This is a genomic window from Baekduia alba (assembly GCF_028416635.1).
GTDB lineage: Bacteria > Actinomycetota > Thermoleophilia > Solirubrobacterales > Solirubrobacteraceae > Baekduia > Baekduia alba.
The window spans coordinates 19,336-41,335 of record NZ_CP114013.1 but is presented as its reverse complement, the minus strand read 5'-3'; the positions used below and the strand labels follow the sequence as shown (position 1 = coordinate 41,335).

Below are 22,000 nucleotides of genomic sequence, written 5' to 3'. Positions count from 1 at the left end.
AGTTGAAGAGAGCCATTGGAGGGAGGGGCTCCGGGTCGGAGGGTGAGGCTTAGACCTGGGTGCGAAGGAGTTCTTGGAGGGCTTCGGTGCCCTTGGTGCGCAACTGCGCCGCCAGCTGCATCGACAGCTGCGCGCGCTCTACCGCGACAACCGCCTGCGTCGGGTCCGTGGCCGTACCGTCGGCCAGCGAGCGCGACGCGTCGGCCGCGGCGTTCTGGGACTTCTCGAGCGCGCCGAGCTGGTTGCCGAGCGCGGAGGCGAAGGAGGGTCCGCCACCGCCGGCGACCGGCGTGCCGTCGACCGCGCCGACGTTCCATTCGGCGCCGCCGCCGATGCCCTTGATCGCCATCGTGAGATCGATCGGCATCAGCGCAGGAGGTCCAAGGTCTTGGAGAACATCGTCTTGGCGGTCTGCATCGCCGTGACGTTGGCCTCGTAGGCGCGGGAGGACGAGATGAGGTCGGTCATCTCCGTCACCGTGTTGACGTTGGGCATCGTCACGTAGCCGTTCTTGTCGGCGTCGGGGTGGCCGGGGTCGTAGATCCGCTTGAGCGCGGTCTGGTCCTCGACGATCCCGGCGACCTTCACGCCGTTGGTGACGCCGGCGCCGCCGGCGCCGCGGCCCTGGATGCCCGAGAGCACCGAGGCGAACGTCGTCGCCGCGCCACCGGCCTCCTGGACGACGACCTCCTTGCGGCGGTAGGGCTGCCCATCGGCGCCCTTGGTCGTCTCGGCGTTGGCGAGGTTCTCGGAGGTGACGTCCATCCGCAGGCGCTCGGCCGTGAGGCCGGACCCGGAGGCGTCGATCGCGTCGAACAGGCCCATCACATGCTCCCGATCGCGGTCTTGAGGATGTTCACGCGCGTCTTCATCACCGACGAGACGGCCTCGTACTGCAGCCCGTTCTGGGCCTGCGTCGCGGCCTCCTGGTCGATGTCGACGGAGCTGCCGTCGACGCGCATCACCGAGCTCATGTCGGCCTCGGTGGCCGGCGCCACGCTCTCCACCTTGTGCTCGCCCCCGTCCCAGGCCGCGGCGAGAGCCGACTGGAAGTCGACGTCCTGGCGGCGGTAGCCGGGGGTGTTGACGTTCGCGATGTTCTGCGCGATCGCCTGCTGGCGCAGCGAGGAGCCGGAGAGGGCGCGCTCGAGGCCGATCTGAGTGGTGTCGAAGAGGTCCATGGACGTGCGGAAGTGCGTCGCCCGTCCGTGGGCTCTGAGTCAGTCGCCGACCATGGCGACCCACTCACCGTTCTCGGCCGAACGGACCGGCGCTTGAGGCCCGCGTCCAGAAAGCGTCCAGCCGCAAACCAGGCGGCCGGGCGGGCGTCCGCGCGCGCTCAGCCGACGCTGTTGAACGACGGCCGCGGCTGCGGCACGCCGGTGCCGGCGGCGTAGCCGGCGGCGGCGGTCCGGCCGGTCCCGAGGGCGCGCAGCTCGGCGCCCACCTCGGCGATGCCCTGGCGCAGGGCGGCGGCCGACAGGGCCTGGAGGCGCACGGCCTCACGCAGGTCGCCCATGGCCTCCGCGGGGGCGGCGGCGGGCAGCGCGGCGATCAGGCGGTCGCGCCGGTGGTTGACGTCGGCGAGGTCCTCCCAGCGACCGTCGGTCACCAGGGCGTGCTCCTCGCGACCGAGCGCCAGGAGCGCGGAGAACAGCTGAGCGCTCATGATCTCACGCGCGATCGCGTCAGGCGGAGGCCGGGGCGGCGGCCGAGGCCTGCTCGGCGAGCTTGGCCCACGCCTCGCGCAGGTTGGCGAGCAGCGCGACGACCTGGCCGATCTTCTCGCCCTGGCGCTGGATGCGCGCCTCGATCAGCGTCTTCTTGCAGAAGATGTAGATGGCCTGGAGGCGCTCGGCGATCTCGCCGGTCTCCAGGTTCAGCGTCGCGAGCAGCTCGTCGAGGATCGCCTCGGCCCGGCCGAGCTTCTCGAAGCTGTGCAGCCAGGCGCCCTCGTTCATGGCGACCTCGGCCTGGCGCAGGAACCGGACGGCCCCGTCGTACAGCATCACGACGAGCTGCTCGGGTGAGGCGGTCAGGACCGCGGAGTCGCGGTAGGACTGCGGGCTGGCGTAGGGGTTCATGCGCTTCGCTTCCGAGGGAGGAGGGACATTCGGTTAATCGCTGGGAGCACGGTGGTCTTGAGGTCCGCGGGCTAGTTGTTCGCGGTCATCGAGGAGACGAGGCCCGACAGGCTCGAGCCGGCGGAGTTGCTGGCCGACAGCGCCGTCTCCATCGCCGTGAACTGCTTCTGCAGGAGCGCCTGCTTGGCGTCCATGCGCGCGTCGAAGTTCGTGAGCTTCGTCGACATGTCGGTGAGGTCGGACGTCGCCGACGTGATCCGTGACTGGATCAGCCCGTTGCTGCCCTGGTAGTTGGCCAGGATCGACCCGAAGCCCTGGGCGAAGCCGTTGGTGCCGCTGGTCCCGCCCAGCAGGCTCTTGACCACGTTGGGGTCGGCGTCCAGCGCCGCGCGCAGCTTGTCTTCGTCGAGCGTCAGCTTGCCGTCGAGCGAGTCCTGGTTGAGCGTCGCGCTCGCGGCGCCGGTCGTGATGCCCAGCGCGCCCATCGAGTTGTAGGTGCCCGACAGGCCGGCGACCGGGTTGGACAGCGTCGTGCGGAACTGCGACAGCATCGTCGTCAGCCCCGAGTCGCCGAAGAGCGTGCCCTTCTGGACGTCGGCCGTGGTCGCCGCGTTGACGACCGGCTTCTCGGACAGGCCGGCGCGCGCGGCGGTGACGACGTCGTTGTAGGCCGTGACGAACGCCTTGACCTTCGTGACGATCTTGTCCTTGTCGGGCCCGGGATTGCCGACGGTCATCCCGACCGTGGCGCCCGTCGCCGTCTTGCCCTTCAACGTCATCGACACGCCGGGCAGCGCGTCGGTGATCGTGTTGGACTGGCGCTCGTAGGCCGTCCCGTTGATCGTGACCTTGGCGTTCTGGCCCGCGACGCTCTCCAACTGGGAGTCGATGGCCGCGCCGGCGACGCCGAAGCCGCTCTGGTCGCCGGTCGTCTTGGCGCTGAGGACCAGGTTGCCGTTGACGTTGACGGCGAAGAGGTTGGAGCTCGTGGAGCTGTTGATCGCCCCGACCGCGTCGTCGATCGACGCGCCGGCCTTCAGCGCGATCGAGGCGCGCGGCGTGCCGTCGGCGTTGGCGATGTCCAGCGTGCCGTCGGCCGCCGGGCTGACGAACTTGTAGGTCTGGCGCGCGGCGGACGCGAGCTGGTTGACGGCGACGTCGTAGCCGCCGGGTGCGGCGCCGCCGGTGCGCGTGACCGTCAGCTTGCTCGCGTCGGCGCTCTCGACGGTCTGCGTGTCGCCCCAGCTGAGGAACGACTTCAGGTCGTCGTTGGCGAACTTCAGCGTCGTCAGCTTCGCCGACAGGTCCTGCAGCAGGCTCTGCTTCTTGGTCGTCGAGTCCTGGTCCAGCGTGATCTTCGTGCGCGGCAGCTTCTCGACCGCCATGAGCTGGTCGATGATCGAGGCCGTGTCGAGGCCCGAGACCAGGCCGCTCATCTGGATGCCCGCCATGCGTGCGCTCCTCTACGCGGCCGGAGCCGGGTCGGGTTCGGTGCCGAAGATCTCGCCCAGCGCCACCGGGCGCAGCACGCGCCCGTCCTCGTCGACGAGCGATGCCACCACGCGGTTGGTCAGCCGGTGCGTGTCGAACCGCACGGCCTGGCCGCGCTCGGACAGGTCGTCGGCGAGCTGCCCCGCGCGGGTGATGTCGTCCCAGACCTCGTCCGGGATGCGATCCGGGCCCGTCATGCGGCGCCGGCGCGCCTCGGCGAGGTCGAACACGCGCGCGAACTCACCGGTCGCCGGGGCCTCCTCGGCCCTCTGCGCCGGCCGCGGGAAGGCGCCCGCGCCGATCCCCTTGGTCGCGTCGATGTCCATGTCGATCCTTTCGCTGTACGTCCGGCTCGTCCCTGAGCCTCCTGCTGCTGTCTCTCCGGTCATCGGTGCCCCGGTGAGGCCCTTGAGCAAGGGCATGGACGATCGGCCGATCGTCGGATCGTCGACGGGCAGGTGTGCGCGCAGCGCGGACATCGGACGTTCAGGCGGCCGCCTGCGCGAGCGTCTTGGCCTCGGCGCGCAGCAGCTCGGCGTCGTCGGGGAGGCCCTGGGCGTCGGCCAGCAGCGCCATCCCGAGCAGCGCGCGCTCGTCCGGGGCGCCCAGCCGCTCGACCACGCCGAACCACTCGCGGGCGGCGGAGTCGAGGAAGCCGCGGCGGTAGTAGACCCCGGCCAGCAGCTCGCGCTGCTCGCGCCAGGCGACGTCGAGGCGCTCGACGACGCCCGCGAGGCGCTCGAACGCGTCGAAGGCCTCCAGGCGCGCGAGCGCCTCGAGCATCGCGGTCAGCAGAGGCTGGGCCTGCGCCGGCACGCTCGCCGGGGCGTCGGGGCCGCCGCGCCACGCGGCCAGCGCGGCGAGCTCGGGACCGTTGACGCCGGCGTCGCGGGCGTAGGCGAAGGCCTCGTCCAGCACGGCCGCGTCGGCGCCCGCGGCGAGGTGGGCGAAGAGCAGGGTGCGCGCGGCGGCCGGGGCGTGCGGCGCGTCGATCGGGACCTCGGCGGCGATCCGCGCCGCGGCCGCCAGATCGCCCTTGGACAGCTCGGCCTCGGCGAGCGCCACGCGCGCGGCGTGGGCGCCGGGTTGGGCGTCGAGGACGGCGTGGAGCTCGATCTCGGCCTCGGCGATCGCGCCGGCCTCGTAGAACGGCACCGCCAGCAGGAAGCGCTGGGCCGGCGTCGGCGCGGGGACCAGCTCGGCGACGCGGGCGACGACGTCGGCGGCCGGCGTGCCGCGGCGCAGCAGGACGCGCGCGTAGGGCTCGACGCAGCCGACGAAGTCCGGGTGGTGCTCGAGGACGTGCTCGAGGTGGACGGCGGCCTCGTCGAGGCGGCCGGCGTCGATCAGCGTCTCGGCCAGGATGTTGCGGGCGTGGAAGGTGCCGGCGCCGACCGTGGCGCTGTACTTCGACGGCGCGTCGCCCATCGCGACGCACTGCTCGAGCTTCTCCACCGCCCGCTCGCGCTCGCTCAGGCCGCGGTAGGCCATCGCCTGCTCGAGCACGATGTCGGTGAAGTCCGGCAGCAGCGCCAGGACCTCCTCGCCCATCTTGATGGCGTCGGCGTGGCGGCGGTTGGCGTTCAGCGCCTTGACCAGGCGCGCGGCCAGCGACGGGAAGAAGCCCATCTCCAGGCGCTGCGGGTCGTCGAGCAGCAGGGCCCAGGCGCGGCCGAGGTGGACCAGCGAGCCGGCGACGTCGCCGGCGGCGGCGCGCTCGGAGCCGAGGTTGAAGTGCAGGAACGGCGTGTCGACGCCCTCGGCCAGCTGGCGCTGCAGAAGCTCGAGGTTGCGCCGCGACTTCTCCTTGGCGTCGCGGACGGCGCCGAGGTAGCCGAAGTGCTCGATCCGGACGCGTGAGTACTCGATGCGCTCGGGCTGGGTCGGGAGCTTGTGGGCGAACTGCTCGTGGACGCGGCCCGTGAAGCGGTACTCGGGGCGGTTCCTGAACACGCGCAGCGCGTTGTGCTGGACGGCGGCGCCGTCGCCGATCTCGCCGACGTGGTTGGTCTCGACGAGGAAGATGCCCTCGCGCCAGGTGTGGCCGAGCAGCTCGCGCAGGCGCTCGCCCTCGCCGTCGACGAGAACCTCGTCGGCGTCGAGGTACATGAGCCAGTCCGAGGTCGCGGCGTCGAGGCCGACGTTGCGGGCGGCCGAGAAGTCGCCGTCCCATTCGTGGTGCAGGACGGTCGCGCCGAACGACTCGGCGATCTCGACCGTGCGGTCCGAGGAGCCGGTGTCGACGACGATCAGCTCGTCGACGAAGGCCGCGACGGCGGCCAGCGAGCGCGGGAGCATCGCCTCCTCGTCCTTGACGATCATGCACAGCGAGACGGTCTGGCCCTCAGCCGGCACGGCCTTCTGGGCAACGCGCTGGGCGCGCGGGCCGATGTCGCGCAGCGCGCGCAGCACCTGCGCCGGCAGGCCCTGCGGCGTGGTGATGCCCTGCTGGCGGCGCCGCTTGCACTCGCGCAGGTTGTTGCCGACGTCGGCCAGCTGCTCGTCCAGGCGCTGGGCGGCGCGGAAGAGCGACTCGGCCGCGACGACCGCGCCGAGCTCGTAGAGCAGGACGCCGGCGAAGTTCAGGAGGACGGGCTCGCGCGGCTCGTCGTCGAGCGCGTCCAGCGCCGCGACGGCGCCGGCGAGGAAGCGCTCGGCGGTCTGCGCGGGGGCGCCGCTGCGGCGGACGAGCGTGGACTCGACCAGCAGGCGGCGGGCCTGGTAGCGGTCGTTGTGGTCGGTCAGCTCCGCGGCGGCGTCGACCAGCTTGCGCCAGCCCGCGAGGTCGTGCGCGTCCAGCAGGGCGGAGGCACGGTTGGTGACCGTGGCCACGGCGGCCGCGCCCGTGGCGGGGCCGATGGTCTTCTTGGCCGGTCCGTCGACCGGCGCGACGAGGCGAAGCGCCATGTGTGCTGAGTGCTCCTTGGAGGGGAAGGAAGCGGCGAGCGGAAGGCCCGCCACTCCGATGGTTCGGCCGTTGCCCCGTCGAGTTGAGGCGCACGTCCTGCCGCGTACGCCCTCGTGCGCGGGTCAACGGCTTGGCCAGCCATGCACAACTTTGAGCGCGGTCGATGCAGGTTCGACCGGCCCCCTCCCCAGAAGTGGGGAGGGCACGTCTGGCCGCATGTCCAGCAGTCCGATACCGGATATCGGGGATGCGGAAGGTTCGGGGCCGGCCCGATACATCAGTCGTCCCCCCGCACCAAGGAGCACTGTCGTATGAGCCTCGCCACCGCCCAGACTTCCAAGCGCCGTCTGTCCTCGGAGGACACGCTGGCCCTCTGGAAGGAGTACCGCCGCACCGACGACCGCGCCGTGCGTGATCGTCTGGTCCTCACCTTCGCCCCCCTGGTGAAGTACATCGTCTACAAGAAGGTCCGCGAGATGCCGGCCCGCTGTGAGGTCGAGGACTTCATCAGCTGCGGCCTCGAGGCGCTGATCCAGTCGATCGAGCGCTACGACCCGGCCAAGGGCGCCACCCTCGAGCAGTACGCGTGGACCCGCATCCACGGCGCCGTGCTCGACGAGCTGCGCCGTCAGGACTGGGCCCCGCGCTCCGTCCGCCGCTGGGAGCGCGACATCGAGCGCGCCGCCGACGAGTTCACCACGTTGCACGGCCGCCGTCCCACGCAGCCCGAGCTGGCCGAGTCCATGGGCACCACCGTCGCCGAGCTGCGCAAGCGCCGCGACGAGATCACGCAGTCGGACCTGACGTCGCTCAACACGCTCGTCCTCTCCGACGACGAGACGACGATCGAGCGCATCGACACGATCGCCTCCACCGACGCGTCGGCCGACCCGCTGCACCAGGCGGCCAAGGAGCAGGCCAAGGACAAGTTCCGCGAGGCCTTCTCCCGCCTGCCGCAGCGCGAGCGCGAGGTCGCGGTCCTGCTCTACGTCAAGAACATGACGCTGGCCGAGATCGGCGAGATCCTCGGCGTCTCCGAGTCCCGCGTCTGCCAGATCCACGGCCAGCTCAAGAAGACGCTGCGCACCGTGCTGGACGACGACGCCCCGCTGTTCCAGGCCGTCGCGTAGTCCTTCAGTCCCTCGCGTCGTCTAGCGGGGGGTCGTTCGACGACGCTGCTTGTCCAAGCCGTAGGCCCACACCAGGACCTCGGCCACCGCGGCGAAGAGCTCGGGCGGGATCTCCTGCTCGAGCTCGAGCCGCGCCAGGGCCTCCGCCAACGCGGGGTCCTCGCGCACCGCGACGCCCTGCTCGCGGGCGATCTCCACGATCCGCTCGGCGATCAGCCCGGCGCCGGCGGCCACGACCTTCGGCGCGCTGGGTGGGTGGCCCGGATTCTGGTCGTACTTCAGCGCCGCGGCGCGCTTGGGCCGGTCACGCCCGGGCACTGACGGTCTCCTGGCGCGGGTGGACGGTCACGAGCACCGGCCCGCCGGTCGCGCCCATCAACGCATCGCGCAGCCGATCGGCCGCCTCGGCCACCGCCAGGGCGGGATCGCCGCCGGAGACGTGCACCGCGGCCGACTGCGCGTCGAGCCGCACGTCCAGCCGGCCGAGCCTCGGCGAGTCGTAGCGGACGACCACCGACTTCGCGGCTCCCGCCCCACCGCGGCGGCCCGGCTCCTCGCGCTCCTCGACGTGGATGCGGGCGACGATCCCGCCCGGCAGCGCCAGCTGGTAGGCGGTGGGCGGCACCTGCGGCGCCTGGTCGGCGGCGGGATCGGACCCGCCCACCGGCGGCGCGACCACGCGCAGGTGCAGCTTCTCGGCGCTCGCCTCCTCGACGCGCAATGCCAGCACCTGCCCCGCGACGACGTCCGCGGGCAGCTGAGCCTGGAGCCGGACGCCGGCGATCGACAGCGTCCGGGGATCCAGCACGCGCGCCTGGACCACGACGCCCGGAACCAGCTTGAGGTCCGGCAGCAGGCCCCGCAGCAGGACGAGGCTGATGGGGGCGGCGCTCATGTCCACCGAAGGTTCGCAGGTCGAAGGCCAACCCCTCGGAGGCCGCCGGTGTCCGTCCGTCCACGTTCGTCCTCGGAGGACGGCCACCGCCCTCAAGTCGGCTCCGGCCCCGCCGAGAACCCAGGAGGCATGGAACGCGGGCTCTACATCGCCGCCGCCGGCATGGTCGCCGAGATGGTGCGGCAGGATCAGATCGCCAACGACCTCGCCAACGCGGCGACGCCGGGCTACAAGTCCGACCGCTCGCAACAGCGGTCGTTCTCCGATCTGCTCCTGCAGAACACCAAGACCGGCGAGACGGTCGGGAGCCTCGGCTCCGGTCCGCTCATCACCAAGCAGGTGACCGACCTCTCCCCCGAGGCGCTGCGCTCCACCCAGGAGCCGCTGGACCTCGGGATCGCCGGGCCCGGCTACTTCGCGGTCCAGACCGACAAGGGCGTCAAGTACACCCGCGACGGATCGTTCAAGGCAGCCGCCGACGGCACGCTGACCGACCAGCTCGGCAACTCCGTGCTGGGCACCGACCGCAAGCCGGTCAAGGTCAACGCCGACGGCACGGTGGACACCGCGAAGGTCGGCAACTTCGCGCTGACCGGCGTCAAGAAGGTCGGTGACGCCAACTTCTCGGGCACCGCCGCCGGCGCCGGCAAGGGCGAGGTCCAGTCGGGCGTCCTCGAGAGCTCCGGCGTCGACGCCGGTCGCACGATGGTCGACATGATGGCTTCCCTGCGCGCCTTCGAGGCGGGCCAGAAGGCCATCCAGACGATCGACGGCACGCTCCAGCAGGCCGCCGGTCAAGTCGGCACGCTGCCGCAGTAGCGGCAGCCTCCCCCGCAGATTCGCCCATAGCCGCGGGTTTCGCCCCCTGGGCGAACACCCGCAAGGCAAACATGGCCCCCTGGGCCGGTGTTTGCCCACGGACGGATGTTCAATCACTTCTCAAGTCGGTTCGGCCCTTGCCGATCACCGGAGGGACAGAGGACTCCGCAGGCTGGACCGCCCTTGGCGGAAGCCGGAGATCCTGATTTCCCTCCTTCCCAGGAGACCCGGTTAAAAGTGCTTGAAGGCATGTACACGGCTGCCGCCGGCATGGCGGCACAGCAGACCCGTCTCGACGCGGTCTCCAGCGATCTCGCGAACGTCGACACGACGGGCTACAAGTCCGCCCGCGTCGCCTTCCGCGATCTCGTGTACGACGATGCCCAGGGCTACGGCGCCGCGAAGGGCGTCACCATCGGCGCCGGCTCGGCCGCCACGTCGATCGGCCGCAGCTCCGCCCAGGGCGCGCTGCAGGACACCAAGCGCACCCTCGACGTCGCGCTCAACGGCCCGGGCTTCCTCCAGGTCAAGCTCGCCGACGGCAGCAAGGCGCTCACGCGCGACGGCAACCTCGAGGTCGCCCCCGACGGCCGCCTCCGCCTCTCCAGCGGCGGCCAGGTCCTCGAGCCCGCCATCAAGGTCCCCGCCGGCGCCGACCCCGACGCGATCAAGATCGGCAGCGACGGCAGCGTCTCCTACAACAACGTCGCGCTCGGCCAGATCAAGATCGTCGACGTCCCCGCGCCCACCGGCCTCCAGGGCGGGCCGGGCAACACCTACGTGGCGACCAAGGCCAGCGGCGCGACGCGCGCGGCCGACAAGTCCACCATCTTGACGCAGGGCTCGCTCGAGGCCTCCAACGTCGACGAGGCCACGGCCATGACCGACATGATCGAGGCCCAGCGCGCCTTCCAGATGGCGAGCAAGGCCATCACCACCCAGGACCAGGTCCTGGAGATCGCCAACCAGGTGAAGAAGTGATGACCGCCTTGCCGCCCATCGACAACGCGCTCCTGCCGGCCGACGTCCGCAACGGGTCGACGTCCGACAAGGACAACTACAAGGCCGGCCTCCAGTTCGAGCGCCAGCTCGTAGAGCAGCTCACGCAGATCATGGCCGACACGTCGAAGGCCGAGGACCAGGGCAGCGCCGAGGACGGATCCTCGGCGGCGACCGACTCCTACAAGCAGATGCTCCCGGGCGTCATGTCCGACTCCATCATGTCGGCCGGCGGCCTGGGGCTGGCCCGGACCATCGCCGACAACCTCAAGGGGACGGGCAAGTGAGCACGACGCTGGCCCCCGCCGCGCCGACCGCGTTCGGCACCGACGTCCTGCGCCACCTCGACGCGCAGATCGCCTCCGCCCGCCGGCTGCTGGACGCCGTCCTGCGCCAGGGCGCCGCGATCCGCAACCGCGACGTGGACGGCGTGCTCGCCCGCCTGGGCGAGATGCAGGCCGAGATGGAGCGTCGCTCCAGCTTGGAGCGCGACCGCGTCCGGATCCTCACGCAGGCCGGCGGCGGCCTCGGCATCCCGCCCCACACCGTCACGCTCGACGCGCTCGCGCAGCTGCTCAACCCGAACGAGGCGCTCGCCGCCAAGGGCCGCAGCGCCGAGCTCAAGGGCCTCCTCGCCGAGGTCCAGCGCGAGCACATCGTCAACCGCGCCCTCATGCGTCAGGAGCTCTCGTTCCTGTCGCACCTGACCCGCCAGCTCGGCGTGGACGGCGAGGACGTCGGCTACCGGCCGCCCAGCGAGCCGGGCGCGACGATGCGCGCCACCCTCGACCCGTCGGCCCAGCCGGTGCGCATGCGGCGCGCCCTGGACCTCGAGGCGTAGGCCACCATGTCGATCCCCGCCTTCACCGGTCTCAACACGGCGCTGCGTGGCGTCCAGGCGCAGCAGGCCGCGCTGGACACCATCGCGCACAACATCGCCAACGTCGAGACCCCTGGCTACTCCCGCCAGGAGGCCGTCTTCTCGTCCTCCCCGACGCTGCGCGTCGGCGCCGGCGCGAAGGCCGACGGCACGAGCGCTCAGTTGGGCACCGGCGTCGAGGTCCTGACCTACCGGCGCCTGCGCGACGACTTCCTTGACCTCCAGTACCGCACGCAGAACATGGCCGCCGGCGAGTCCGACGTCGAGGCCAAGCGCCTCGGCCTGATCCAGTCCGACCTCGCCACCAACAGCAGCGGCGACCTCGGCAAGCTCCTCGACAAGTTCTGGAGCTCGTGGGACACGCTGGCCGCCAACCCCAGCGACGCCGCGGCCAAGGCCGGCGTCGTGGGCGCCGCCCAGACGCTCGCGCAGCGGTTCAACTCGCTGGACTCCGACATCGCATCGGCGGGCACCCAGGCGACCAGCGACGTCACCGACATGCTCGGCGCGGCCGGCCCGATCAAGCCGATCGCCGACGAGCTCGCGTCGCTGAACTCGCAGATCAACCAGGCCATGGGCCAGGGCATGGCGCCCAACGACCTGCTGGACCGCCGCGACCTGCTGCTCGACCAGCTGTCGCAGTACGGCCAGGTGTCGGTCACCGCCGACCCGACGGTCGGCGCCGACGGCAACCCCGCCTACCCGGGCATGATCCAGGTGAGCTTCGGCGGCGCCTCGACCCCGCTGGTCGCGCAGACCACGGCGACGATGCCGACGGCGGCGACGCTGTCGGCCACGCCGGGCGGCCAGCTCCAGGGCCTCCAGGACGTCGCGACCAAGGCCGCGGGCTACCGCACCACGCTGGCGACGATGGCCGCGTCGCTGATGTCGAGCGTCAACTCGCTCACCTCCTCCCCCATCTTCTCCGGCACCGGCGCCAACGACATCGCGGTCGTCGCGACGTCGAGCACCGTGACCGCGGGCGCCGCCGGCGCCCCGGTCGGCGACAACAGCGTCGCCAGCGCGCTCGCCCGGCTGCGCGGCGGCACCGTCGACCAGTCCTACGCCGGCCTGGTCCAGACGATCGGCTCCGACGTCCAGGCCGCCACGAACGCCAACACGACCGCGACGAGCGTGCTCGGCTCGATCACCGCGCAGCGCCAGTCGGTCTCCGGCGTCTCGATGGACGAGGAGATGTCCAACATGATCCGCTTCCAGCGCGGCTACCAGGCCGCGGCGCGCGCGCTGACCACCATGGACGACCTGCTCAACCAGCTGATCAACTCGACCGGACGGGTGGGCCTGTAGGTCATGTCCATGCGCATCACCAACAACATGGTCAGCGACCGGGTCATCTCCGACCTCCAGTCGCAGTACGCCCAGCTGGCCAACACGCAGCTGTCGATCTCCACCGGCCGCCGCGTCAACAACCCGTCCGACGACCCGACCGCCTCGTCGCAGGAGCGCATGCGCCTGTCCCAGCTGGAGGGCATCCAGTCCGCGCAGAAGAGCGTCGCGACGAGCCAGACCTGGCTCAACCAGGCCGAGGCGAGCATCAGCGGCGTCACCGACGTCCTGGCGCGCGCCAAGGAGATCGCGACCACCGGCGCCAACGGCTCCTACAGCCAGTCGGACCGCAACGCGCTGGCCAACGAGGTCGACCAGCTGATCAAGGCGGCCAAGGAGTCGCTGAACGCGAAGGTCGGCAGCGACTACATCTTCTCGGGCACCAAGAGCGACACCCCGCCGTACTCGACCGCCACCGGCGACGCCTACCAGGGCGACACCGGCGCGGTGGTGCGCGACGGGGGCGCCGGCACGGCGCTGCAGAACAACCCCAGCTTCGCGGCGCTCGGCGGGACGTCGGAGCCGCTGACGGCCCAGTCGGTGCTCGGCAACGGCAGCGCCTCGGGCGACGGCCGCGTCCTCGACGCGCTGACCCAGCTCGCCGCCCACCTGCGCGGCGGCACCACCGCCGACGTGCAGGCCCTGGGCTCCAGCGACCTGACGGCGCTCGAGAACAACCGCATCGCGGTCAGCAACGCGACCTCGGCGATCGGCGCGATGTCCAACCGCGCGACCGCCGCCACCAGCCGCCTCGAAGACCTCGAGGACGGGGCCAAGACCAGCATCGACGACCTCACCGGCGTCGACATGGCCCAGGCCATCACGGACTTCTCCACGCAGTCTGCCGCCTATCAGGCCTCCCTGAAGGTCGGCGCGCAGATCATCCAGCCGTCCCTGCTCCAGTTCCTCTCATGAGCACCGGACTGAACAACCCCAACAATGGAGGCGACTCACACATGGCAGTGACGCTTCAGTCGAGCCGCTTCGGGGAGCTTCAGATCCCCGCTGAGGCCGTGCTCGACTTCCCTTCCGGCCTGATCGGCCTGGGCGGGCGGAAGTTCGCCCTCCTCGCGCGTAGCGAGGAGTCGGCGTTCGTCTGGCTGCACTCGATGGACGATCCGGAGCTCGCGATCCCCGTCACCAACCCGTGGCGGTTCTTCGAGGGCTACGAGCTGGAGCTGGCCGACGACGAGGCCGAGCGCATCGGGGTCAAGACCCCCGAGGACGCGATGGTCTACGTGACGGTCCGGTCCGCCGCCGCACTCGAGGACTTCTGCGCGAACCTTCGCGCGCCGATCCTCGTGGTGGGCAACCAGGGCCACCAGGTCATCAACCAGGCTCCGGACGCTCCCGTCCGCGCGCCGCTCTTCGCCGGGCTCCAGGAGGAGCCGTCGACGAAGGCCGCGTAACCCTCCCGTACGCTCGTACCTCTGATCCGGAATCCAAGGAGGAATCCCTCTCATGCTCATCATCACCCGCCGTCCCGGCGAGAAGATCATGGTCGGCGACGACGTCGTGGTCGAAGTGATCGAGGTCAGCGGTTCCAGCGTGCGCATCGGCATTGCCGCCCCGAAGTCCATCCCGGTGTATCGGGAGGAGATCTGGGCAGCCGTCCAGGCGGAGAACAAGGCCGCCGCAGCGTCTGACGTCGACCAGCTTCCGGACGACGTCCCGGCGCCCAGCAAGAAGTCCTAGCGCCACCCGGCGACTAGGTCCTCCCAAGCACCACTCCCTCCAAGCTCAGGAAAGGACAAAGGATGTCCCTTCGCATCACCCACAACGTCGAGGCCATGAATGCGACTCGGAATCTGCAGGCGAACACCGCCAAGATCTCCGCGTCGATGGAAAAGCTCTCGTCGGGCTACCGCATCAACCGTGCCGCTGACGACGCCGCTGGTCTCGGCATCTCCGAGTCCATGCGCTCGCAGATCCGTGGCCTCGGGCAGGCTCAGAAGAACATCCAGGACGGCGTCTCGATGGTCCAGACGGCGGAAGGCAACCTGGACGAGGTCCACTCGATGCTGCAGCGCGTGCGTGAGCTCGCCGTGCAGTACAAGAACGGCTCGCTCGACAACAACGCCCGCACGGCCATCCAGAACGAGGTCAACCAGCTCTCGTCCGAGATCGACCGCATCGGCACGCAGGCCCAGTTCAACGGCATCCACCTGCTCGACGGCACCGCCACCGTGTCGTTCCAGGTCGGCGCCAACGACGGCGAGCAGATCGGGATCACGTTCCTGAACCTGTCGTCGGCCGTCGGCACGTCCTACGCCAGCCTGACGGCGGCCAACAACTCGGACATCTCCGAGATCGACACGGCGATCACCGCCGTCTCGACCGCCCGCGGCCAGATGGGCGCGGTCCAGAACCGCCTCGACCACACGCTGTCGGTCTCGGCCGCCTACCAGGAGAACCTCACCTCGGCCGAGTCGCGCATCCGCGACGTCGACATGGCCGAGGAGATGGTGAACCTGACCAAGATGCAGGTCCTGCAGCAGGCCGGCACCGCGATGTTGGCGCAGGCCAACCAGTCCCCGCAGTCCGTCCTGAAGCTCCTCGGGTAGCGCCCGGGACGCAGCAGCGTCCGGAAGCTCTCTGTCCGGCTTCGAGCCGCCCTCCGGGGCGGCTCGGCGTCGTTAATTGCCCGCGCGGACGTAGGTGATCGGCGCCCGGTCGGCGAACTCAGCCTGGATGGTTCGGAGCACGGGCACAATAGACGCGTGAGCTCGCAGGTCGGCACGCTCCTCAACGGTCGCTATCGGCTCGACGCGCAGATCGGCGCGGGCGGGATGTCGACGGTCTACCGCGCCTTCGACACGGTCCTCGAGCGCCAGGTCGCGATCAAGCTCATGCACCGCGAGATCGCCTCCGACGGCGATCAGCTCGAGCGCTTCCGGCGCGAGGCGCGCGCGGTCGCGCAGCTCAACCATCCGCACATCGTCACGGTCATCGACGCCGGCGAGGACGACAACACGCCGTACATCGTCTTCGAGTACGTCGAGGGCGAGACGTTGAAGGACCGGATCCGGCGCTTCGGGCGCCTGCCGATCCAGGAGTCGATCGCCTACGCGATCGAGATCGCGCGGGCGCTCGGCGTCGCGCACGACCGCGGGATCGTCCACCGCGACGTCAAGCCCCAGAACGTCCTCGTCGACGAGGAGGGCTCGGCCAAGGTCACCGACTTCGGGATCGCGCGCACGCTCGACCAGGAGGGGCTGACCGCCGACGGCCGCGTCCTGGGCACCACCGACTACGTGTCGCCCGAGCAGGCGCTCGGCCACCACGTCACCGGCCAGAGCGACCTGTACTCCTTGGGCATCGTGCTGTTCGAGATGCTCACCGGCGACGTGCCGTTCAAGGGCGACAACCAGGTCGCCGTCGCGATGAAGCACGTGCGCGAGCAGCTGCCCGACGTGCAGCTGCGCCGCCCGGAGGTCTCCTCGGCGCTGGCGGCCGTCCTGGACCGCGCGACCGCGAAGGAGACCGAGCGGCGCTACGCGACCGACGCGGAGCTGATCGCCGACCTCGAGCAGGTCCTGGCCTACGAGACGCAGCGTTCCGGGCAGTCGACGGGCGAGGTGACGGCCGTCCTGCGCACGCTGCCGCCGACGACGCGGCGCCGGCTGCCGACCCGCGTGACGCATCCGGTGCGGCTGGTCCTCGCCCTCGTGGTGATCGCGGCGGTCGTGGTCGCGGCCGTCCTGCTGCTCGCCGACCGCACCGAGCGCGGCACGGCCCAGCGGCCGATCGTGAAGACGCCGACGGCGACCGGCCTGCAGCCCGTCTCGCTCGGCCAGTCGCGCGCGCACGACTTCGATCCCTACGGCGACGAGGACGAGCACAGCCAGGACGTCGGGCGCGTGCTCGACGACGACCCGGGCACGTCGTGGACGACCGAGCGCTACCAGGGCGGCGTCTTCCCGTCCGACAAGCCCGGGGTCGGCCTGTACCTCGACGCCAAGCCGGGCGTGGTCGCCAAGCAGCTCGACATCCGCACGGCGACGACGGGCTGGTCGGGCAAGATCTACGTGGCCAACAGCGTCGACCCGTCGGCCAAGGACCTGAGCGGCTGGAAGGACCTCGGCACGACGTTCACGGCCGACAAGAAGAAGCTGTCGATCCAGCTCGACACCGCCGGGCAGAAGTTCCGCTACTACCTGATCTGGATCACGAAGCTGCCGCCGTCCGGGCAGGCGTCGATCTCGGAGGTCGTGCTCCTCTCGTGAGCGGGCGCCCGCGCGAGGTCAAGCTGACCCATCCCGACCGGCTGCTGTGGCCGGCCGACGGGATCGCCAAGCGCGACCTGTATGACTACTTCGGCGCGGTCGCCGACGTGATGGTCCCCCACGTCAAGGACCGCCCGGTCTCGCTGCAGCGCTTCCGCGAGAACGTCGACAAGGGCGGCTTCTTCCAGAAGGAGGTCCCGAAGGGCGCGCCGGACTGGGTCGCGACCGCCGAGGTCCCGAAGAAAGGCGGAGTGGTCCACCACGTGCTCGCCAACGACCGCGCGACCCTGCAGTGGCTGGCCCAGCAGGGCTGCGTGACGCCGCACGTGTTCACCGCGCGGGCCGACCTGCTCGACAAGCCCGACCGGCTGGTGATCGACCTCGATCCCTCCCACGAGGACTTCGCGGCGGTGCGCCTGGCCGCGCGGCAGACCGGCGACGCGCTGCGGGCGCGCGGGCTGGAGCCGTTCGCGATGGTGACCGGCTCGCGCGGCGTCCACGTGGTCGTCCCGCTCAAGCGCACGCGCACGACGGAGGCCGTCCTGTCCTGGGTCCGCGCCTTCGCCGCGCAGCTGGCGCAGGAGCAGCCGGAGACGCTGACGACCGAGTTCTACAAGAACAAGCGCGACGACCGGATCTACCTCGACGTCGCGCGCAACGGCCACGCCCAGACCGTCGTGCCGCCCTACGCCCCACGCCCCCGCGCCGGCGCGCCGGTCGCGACGCCGCTGACCTGGGACGAGCTCGACGACGACGCGCTGCGCCCCGACGCCTGGACGCTGAAGACCGTCCTGGGCCGCCTCGCCGACCTCGGCGGCGATCCGTGGAAGGACATCGCCACGTCCGCCCGCGCGCTGCCGCGCGGCTAATGGCGTAGGGCGCGCTCGCGCTCGAAGCGCGCGACGGCGATGCGGCAGAGCTCGTCGACCACGTCGGGGTAGGCCAGGCCGGAGCGCGCCCAGAGGACGCCGTAGACCGAGGTCGGCGTCTGGCCCGGGAGCGTGTTGAGCTCGTTGAGCAGCACGGTCTCGCCGTCGACGAAGAAGTCGGCGCGCGCCAGGCCGCTGCAGCCGGCGACCGCGAAGGCGCGGGCCGCGATCGCGCGCAGCGTCGCGACCGCCGTCTCCGAGATCCGGGCCGGGAACTGGAGGCGCATCCCGCCCTCGGTGTACTTGGCGGCGTAGTCGTACCAGCCGTCTCCGAGCAGGACGATCTCGCCCGGCTGCGACACCCGCGCGTCGTGCGTGTCGCCCAGCACGGACGACTCGATCTCCTGCCCGGCGGCCGACGCCTCGACGATCACGCGGTCGTCGTGGGAGAAGGCCTCCTCCAACGCGGCGTCGATGTCGTCCGCCTGCTCGACGCGCACGATCCCGACCGACGAGCCCAGCCGCGCCGGCTTGACCCACAGCGGGAAGCCGAGGTGCTCGAGCGGCGGGCGCTCCTGGCCTCTCTCGACGAGCGCGTAGCCGACCTGCGGGATCCCCGCGGCGCCCATCAGCTCCTTGAACACCACCTTGTCCAGGCACACGGCGCTGGCCATCACGCCCGAGCCGACGTACGGCACGTCGAGCAGCTCCAGCAGCCCCTGGACCGTGCCGTCCTCGCCGTAGGGCCCGTGCAGGATCGGGAACGCGACGTCGGCGTCGAGCAGCCCGCGCCCCGGATGCAGGGCGAGCTCCTCGCCCTCGTGGCGCCAGGTGCCGTCGCGCTCCAGGACGACCGAGACGACGTCATGGCCGGCGTCGAGCAGGCCTTGGCGCACCGTCGCGGCGCTGTTGAGCGAGACGTCGTGCTCCGACGAGCGCCCGCCGCCGAGGACCGCGACCCTCATCCGGTCGTCACCGTCCCGCCGGGCGCGGTCGTGCTGCCCGGCGTGGTGGCGCTCGGCGTCGAGGCCACGTACTGGCCGTAGTTGATGGTCACGGTCGAGCCCTTCTTCGCCTTCCCGGTGGCCGGATCCTGGCTGATGACGTGCAGGTCCTGGGTCTTGTCGTCGGTGGTCTGCGACACGGCGTTGACCTTGAAGCCCGCGTCCTGCAGCACCTGGGTCGCGGCGAGGCGCCCCTGGCCGGTCACGTCGGGCACCGCGACCTCCGGCGGCTCCTTGGCCACCGTCAGCGTCACGGTCCCGCCCTTGGAGAGCTTCGTGTCCGGCGCGGGCGACTGCGCGAGCACGGTGCCCGCGTCCTTGTCGGTCGTCTCCTGGTCCTTCGCGGTGACCTTGAAGCCGAGCGACTCGAGCGTCGAGCGCGCCTCGTCCTCGGTCAGGTCCACCACCTTGGGAACGGCCACGCGCTCCTTGCCCGACGAGACCACGAGCACGACGTTGGTGCCCTTCTCCAGCTCCTGGCCGACGTCCGGCCGCGTCGCGATCACGTGGTTCTCGGTGACCGTGTCGCTCGTCGCCTGCTCGTCCGAGGTCGTGAAGCCAAGGTCGGTGAGCTGCTTCTTGGCCGCGCTGCGCGGCTGGCCGGCGAGGTCCGGGACGCGCGCGGTGCCGGGCCCGGCGGAGACCGTGAGGTTGACGATCGAGCCCTTCGGGACGCGCGAGCCGCCGCCCGGGTCCTGGCCGATGACGGTGCCCTTGGCCTTGTCGGCCGACTCCTTCATCGTGATGTCCGTCGAGAGCCCGGCGCGCTTGAGGACGATCTCGGCCTCGGCCTGCGGGTTGCCGACCTCGTTGGGCACCTGGACCTTGTCCTTGCCGGTCAGCAGCAGGCCGGCGACGATCGCGCCCGCCACGACCAGGCCCACCAGCAGCGCGACCCACCAGCGGCTCGGGCCGTCGCCGTCGGCGTCCGGGTCCTCCGGCTCCTCGGGCGGCCCGTAGGCGCGCTGGTCGACGTGCGCGACGTCGTAGGCGCCGGGCGGCGGGATCGGGATCATCGGGCCCGTCGGCTGGAGCACCGACGTGGCGTCGGTGGCCGGCGCGATCCCGTGCCCCGCGCTCTCCAGCGCGGCGATGAACTCGTCGGCGTCGCCGAAGCGCCGCGCCGGGTCCTTCTCCAGCGCGCGCAGGATCACGGCCTCGAGCGCGGGCGGCACCTGTGGGTTGAGGGCCGTCGGCGGGACCGGCGCCTCGCCGACCTGCTTGAGCGCGATCGTCACGGCGCTCTCGCCCTCGAACGGGACCCGCCCGGTCATCATCTCGTACAGGATGATCCCGACCGAGTAGAGGTCGGACGCGGCGCTGACGGCGTGGCCCTGGGCCTGCTCAGGTGAGAGGTACTGCGCGGTCCCCATGATCGAGCCGGTCTGCGTCATGTCCGACGCGCCCGCCTTGGCGATCCCGAAGTCGGTGACCTTCGCCCGGCCCTCGGCATCGATGATGACGTTGTGGGGCTTGAGGTCGCGGTGGATGATCCCGCGCTTGTGCGCGAACCGCGCGGCGCGCAGGATCTGGACCGTCAGCTCGATCGCGCGGGTCGGCGCCAGCGGCGCCTCGTCCTGGACGAGCTTCTTCAGCGTCCGCCCCTCCAGGTACTCCATCGCGATGTAGTACGTGTCGTCCCAGGCGCCGCGGTCGTAGACCGCGACCACGTTGGGGTGCTGGAGGCCGGCGGCCGACGACGCCTCGCGCCGGAAGCGCTCGACGAACTCCTCGTCCTGGGCGAAGCGGCGGTGCAGGAGCTTGATCGCGACCTTGCGCCCGAGCTGGAGGTCCTCGGCGCACACGACGTCCGCCATCCCACCGGAGCCGACGCGGTGCAGCACGCGGTAGCGGCCGTCGATGATCGTGGAGGTGTCCGGGACGTCGGTCACTTGAGCAGCTCTTGCATGATGTCGCGGGCGATGGGCGCGGCGAAGTCGCCGCCGAAGCCGGTCACGGCCTTCACGGTCACGGCGACCGCGATCCGCGGGTTCTCGGCGGGCGCGAAGCCGATGAACCACACGTCGTTGATCTTCTTGCCGAACTCCGTCTCGGCCGTGCCGGTCTTGCCCGCGACCTGGATGCCCGGGAGCTGGGCGTTCGTGCCGGTGCCGTTCTGCACCACGCCCACCATCATGTCGGTCACGGCGGCGGCGGTCGACGACTTCATGACGTCGGACTGCACCGACGGCTCGATCGTGTCGACCGTCCGGCCGTCGCGGTCGACGACGCGCGTGGCGATGTGCGGCTTCATCAGCTTGCCGTCGTTGGCGACGGCGGCGGCGACCTCGGCCATCTGCAGCGGCGTCGCCTGGAGCCCGCCCTGGCCGATCGAGAGGCGGCCGAGGTCCACGTACTTGGACGTCGGAGAGACCGCGTGGCCCGGCGGGCTCGGCGCGACCACCGAGGCCGACATCTCGTCGCGCGGGTAGTCGAGCTGCGGCTTGCGGTCGAACCCGAAGCGCTCCATGTACTCCTTCATCGTGCTCGCGCCGAGCTTCGTGCCGACGTTCGCGAACGCGGTGTTGACCGACTTGGCCAGCGCCGTCTTGAGGTCGACCGGCCCGAAGTTCTCGTTGAAGTCGTTCGCCAGCGGGCGGCTGGCGAACTTCTGGCCGCTGTCGCCGTCCACCATCGACCCGGGCGAGAACTGGCCGGTGTCGATCGCGGCGGTCGCGGTGACGACCTTGAACGTCGAGCCCGGCGCGGCGCCGAACTGGACGGCGCGGTTGACGAGCGGCTTGTGCTCGTTGTCGGTGCTGGCCGCGCTGAACGCGCCCTTGTCGGTGATCGTGTTGGGGTCGTAGGTCGGCGTCGAGGCCATCACCTTGACCGCGCCTGTCCGCGGGTCCAGCGCGACGGCCGCGCCGCTGCTGCCGACCTTGGCGATCCCGTCCAGCGCCAGCTGCTGGGCCTTGGGATCCAGCGCGGTCCGGACGTCGTCGCCCTCGCGCTTGTGCCCGATGAGCTGGTCGAACGTGGTGGTGATCGCGTTCTTGTTGCCGGACAGCTCGTCGTTGCGGTACTTCTCGACCTCGGTCTGGCCGAGCGAGGCGTAGGAGTACCCGACGGGATGCCCGAAGCGCTTGCCCTGCGGGTAGGCGCGGTGGTAGACGCCCTCCTCGTCGCGCGTCGAGCGCGCGATCGCGCTCCCGTCGGCGGCGAAGATCGTGCCGCGCCGGATCTTCTGCTCGCGGATGAGCGCGCGGCGGTTGTCCGGGTTCTTGTCGAGGTCGTCGGCGCGCAGCACCGTCCACCAGGACGTCGAGACCAGGAGCGCGCCGAACATCAGCAGCGCGACGACGAACAGGCGACCGATCGGCTTGTTCATCGATCACGCACCTCGGA

Annotated in this window: 25 protein-coding genes; 12 read left to right on the top strand and 13 right to left on the bottom strand. The window is 71.1% G+C overall.

The features are described 5' to 3' along the window. Positions 1 to 49 precede the first annotated feature (49 nt). From fliE to DSM104299_RS00165, 8 genes are all read right to left on the bottom strand, one after another. On the bottom strand, positions 50 to 349 hold the full coding sequence (fliE, locus tag DSM104299_RS00200) for a flagellar hook-basal body complex protein FliE (RefSeq protein ID WP_272475261.1): 300 nt from the start codon (positions 347 to 349) through the stop codon (positions 50 to 52). A gap of 17 nt (positions 350 to 366) precedes the next feature. Then, positions 367 to 825 (bottom strand): flagellar basal body rod protein FlgC, encoded by a 459-nt coding sequence (flgC, locus tag DSM104299_RS00195; protein ID WP_272475260.1) that lies wholly within the window; start codon positions 823 to 825, stop codon positions 367 to 369. Beyond that, the gene (locus tag DSM104299_RS00190) at positions 825 to 1,181 is read right to left on the bottom strand and encodes a flagellar basal body rod protein FlgB (RefSeq protein ID WP_272475259.1); all 357 of its coding nucleotides are present in this window, start codon (positions 1,179 to 1,181) and stop codon (positions 825 to 827) included. Before DSM104299_RS00190 ends, flgC begins: the two co-directional genes overlap by 1 nt. A gap of 158 nt (positions 1,182 to 1,339) precedes the next feature. Then, positions 1,340 to 1,669, bottom strand: coding sequence for a flagellar protein FliT (gene fliT / locus DSM104299_RS00185; protein WP_272475258.1), 330 nt, complete (start codon positions 1,667 to 1,669; stop codon positions 1,340 to 1,342). Between the two features lie 19 nt (positions 1,670 to 1,688). Next, positions 1,689 to 2,084 carry a flagellar export chaperone FliS gene (gene fliS / locus DSM104299_RS00180; protein WP_272475257.1) on the bottom strand — a complete coding sequence of 132 codons (396 nt, stop codon included), beginning with the start codon at positions 2,082 to 2,084 and terminating at the stop codon, positions 1,689 to 1,691. A 71-nt stretch (positions 2,085 to 2,155) separates the two neighbouring features. Continuing rightward, positions 2,156 to 3,535: a flagellar filament capping protein FliD gene (fliD, locus tag DSM104299_RS00175; RefSeq protein WP_272475256.1), complete on the bottom strand. Its 1,380-nt coding sequence runs from the start codon at positions 3,533 to 3,535 to the stop codon at positions 2,156 to 2,158. A gap of 12 nt (positions 3,536 to 3,547) precedes the next feature. Continuing rightward, positions 3,548 to 3,901, bottom strand: a complete 354-nt coding sequence (locus DSM104299_RS00170; protein WP_272475255.1) for a hypothetical protein — start codon at positions 3,899 to 3,901, stop codon at positions 3,548 to 3,550. Between the two features lie 160 nt (positions 3,902 to 4,061). Further along, positions 4,062 to 6,482, bottom strand: coding sequence for a tetratricopeptide repeat-containing glycosyltransferase family 2 protein (locus DSM104299_RS00165; protein WP_272475254.1), 2,421 nt, complete (start codon positions 6,480 to 6,482; stop codon positions 4,062 to 4,064). A gap of 312 nt (positions 6,483 to 6,794) precedes the next feature. Here DSM104299_RS00165 and DSM104299_RS00160 point away from each other — a divergent pair, with 312 nt between their 5' ends. Then, positions 6,795 to 7,613, top strand: coding sequence for a sigma-70 family RNA polymerase sigma factor (locus DSM104299_RS00160; RefSeq protein WP_272475253.1), 819 nt, complete (start codon positions 6,795 to 6,797; stop codon positions 7,611 to 7,613). Positions 7,614 to 7,634: 21 nt separating this feature from the next. Here the strand turns inward: DSM104299_RS00160 and DSM104299_RS00155 are convergent, their stop codons facing one another. After that, positions 7,635 to 7,931 carry an EscU/YscU/HrcU family type III secretion system export apparatus switch protein gene (locus tag DSM104299_RS00155; protein ID WP_272475252.1) on the bottom strand — a complete coding sequence of 99 codons (297 nt, stop codon included), beginning with the start codon at positions 7,929 to 7,931 and terminating at the stop codon, positions 7,635 to 7,637. Then, positions 7,918 to 8,508: a hypothetical protein gene (locus tag DSM104299_RS00150; protein ID WP_272475251.1), complete on the bottom strand. Its 591-nt coding sequence runs from the start codon at positions 8,506 to 8,508 to the stop codon at positions 7,918 to 7,920. Before DSM104299_RS00150 ends, DSM104299_RS00155 begins: the two co-directional genes overlap by 14 nt. A gap of 129 nt (positions 8,509 to 8,637) precedes the next feature. Between DSM104299_RS00150 and DSM104299_RS00145 the strand changes: the two genes are divergently transcribed. The 11 genes from DSM104299_RS00145 (at position 8,638) to ligD (ending at position 17,648) form a co-directional block, all read left to right on the top strand. Then, complete coding sequence (locus tag DSM104299_RS00145; RefSeq protein ID WP_272475250.1) at positions 8,638 to 9,327, top strand: flagellar hook-basal body protein; 690 nt, start codon at positions 8,638 to 8,640, stop codon at positions 9,325 to 9,327. Between the two features lie 249 nt (positions 9,328 to 9,576). Beyond that, positions 9,577 to 10,308: a flagellar hook-basal body protein gene (locus DSM104299_RS00140; protein WP_272475249.1), complete on the top strand. Its 732-nt coding sequence runs from the start codon at positions 9,577 to 9,579 to the stop codon at positions 10,306 to 10,308. Continuing rightward, positions 10,308 to 10,613 (top strand): hypothetical protein, encoded by a 306-nt coding sequence (locus DSM104299_RS00135; RefSeq protein ID WP_272475248.1) that lies wholly within the window; start codon positions 10,308 to 10,310, stop codon positions 10,611 to 10,613. The genes DSM104299_RS00140 and DSM104299_RS00135 overlap by 1 nt, the downstream gene beginning before the upstream one ends. Then, positions 10,610 to 11,167 (top strand): flagellar export chaperone FlgN, encoded by a 558-nt coding sequence (flgN, locus tag DSM104299_RS00130; RefSeq protein WP_272475247.1) that lies wholly within the window; start codon positions 10,610 to 10,612, stop codon positions 11,165 to 11,167. The genes DSM104299_RS00135 and flgN overlap by 4 nt, the downstream gene beginning before the upstream one ends. A 6-nt stretch (positions 11,168 to 11,173) precedes the next feature. Further along, entirely contained in the window at positions 11,174 to 12,514 is a 1,341-nt protein-coding gene (flgK, locus tag DSM104299_RS00125) for a flagellar hook-associated protein FlgK (RefSeq protein WP_272475246.1), read from the top strand. Between the two features lie 9 nt (positions 12,515 to 12,523). Further along, positions 12,524 to 13,468, top strand: coding sequence for a flagellar hook-associated protein FlgL (flgL, locus tag DSM104299_RS00120; RefSeq protein ID WP_272475245.1), 945 nt, complete (start codon positions 12,524 to 12,526; stop codon positions 13,466 to 13,468). Between the two features lie 41 nt (positions 13,469 to 13,509). Continuing rightward, positions 13,510 to 13,962, top strand: a complete 453-nt coding sequence (fliW, locus tag DSM104299_RS00115) for a flagellar assembly protein FliW (protein ID WP_272475244.1) — start codon at positions 13,510 to 13,512, stop codon at positions 13,960 to 13,962. Positions 13,963 to 14,014: 52 nt separating this feature from the next. After that, positions 14,015 to 14,248, top strand: coding sequence for a carbon storage regulator CsrA (gene csrA / locus DSM104299_RS00110; RefSeq protein WP_272475243.1), 234 nt, complete (start codon positions 14,015 to 14,017; stop codon positions 14,246 to 14,248). Positions 14,249 to 14,310: 62 nt separating this feature from the next. Next, entirely contained in the window at positions 14,311 to 15,117 is an 807-nt protein-coding gene (locus DSM104299_RS00105; protein WP_272475242.1) for a flagellin N-terminal helical domain-containing protein, read from the top strand. Positions 15,118 to 15,273: 156 nt separating this feature from the next. After that, complete coding sequence (locus DSM104299_RS00100; RefSeq protein ID WP_272475241.1) at positions 15,274 to 16,779, top strand: protein kinase domain-containing protein; 1,506 nt, start codon at positions 15,274 to 15,276, stop codon at positions 16,777 to 16,779. Continuing rightward, positions 16,776 to 17,648 carry a non-homologous end-joining DNA ligase gene (ligD, locus tag DSM104299_RS00095; protein WP_272475240.1) on the top strand — a complete coding sequence of 291 codons (873 nt, stop codon included), beginning with the start codon at positions 16,776 to 16,778 and terminating at the stop codon, positions 17,646 to 17,648. Before DSM104299_RS00100 ends, ligD begins: the two co-directional genes overlap by 4 nt. Here ligD and DSM104299_RS00090 read toward each other — a convergent pair. Genes DSM104299_RS00090 through DSM104299_RS00080 form a run of 3 tightly spaced genes read right to left on the bottom strand, consistent with a single transcriptional unit; the run spans position 17,645 to position 21,983 of the window. Continuing rightward, positions 17,645 to 18,613 (bottom strand): D-alanine--D-alanine ligase family protein, encoded by a 969-nt coding sequence (locus DSM104299_RS00090; RefSeq protein ID WP_272475239.1) that lies wholly within the window; start codon positions 18,611 to 18,613, stop codon positions 17,645 to 17,647. The two genes, ligD and DSM104299_RS00090, sit on opposite strands and share 4 nt — an antisense overlap. Continuing rightward, positions 18,610 to 20,544 carry a Stk1 family PASTA domain-containing Ser/Thr kinase gene (gene pknB / locus DSM104299_RS00085; protein ID WP_272475238.1) on the bottom strand — a complete coding sequence of 645 codons (1,935 nt, stop codon included), beginning with the start codon at positions 20,542 to 20,544 and terminating at the stop codon, positions 18,610 to 18,612. Before pknB ends, DSM104299_RS00090 begins: the two co-directional genes overlap by 4 nt. After that, complete coding sequence (locus tag DSM104299_RS00080) at positions 20,541 to 21,983, bottom strand: peptidoglycan D,D-transpeptidase FtsI family protein (protein ID WP_272475237.1); 1,443 nt, start codon at positions 21,981 to 21,983, stop codon at positions 20,541 to 20,543. The genes pknB and DSM104299_RS00080 overlap by 4 nt, the downstream gene beginning before the upstream one ends. Positions 21,984 to 22,000: the final 17 nt, after the last annotated feature.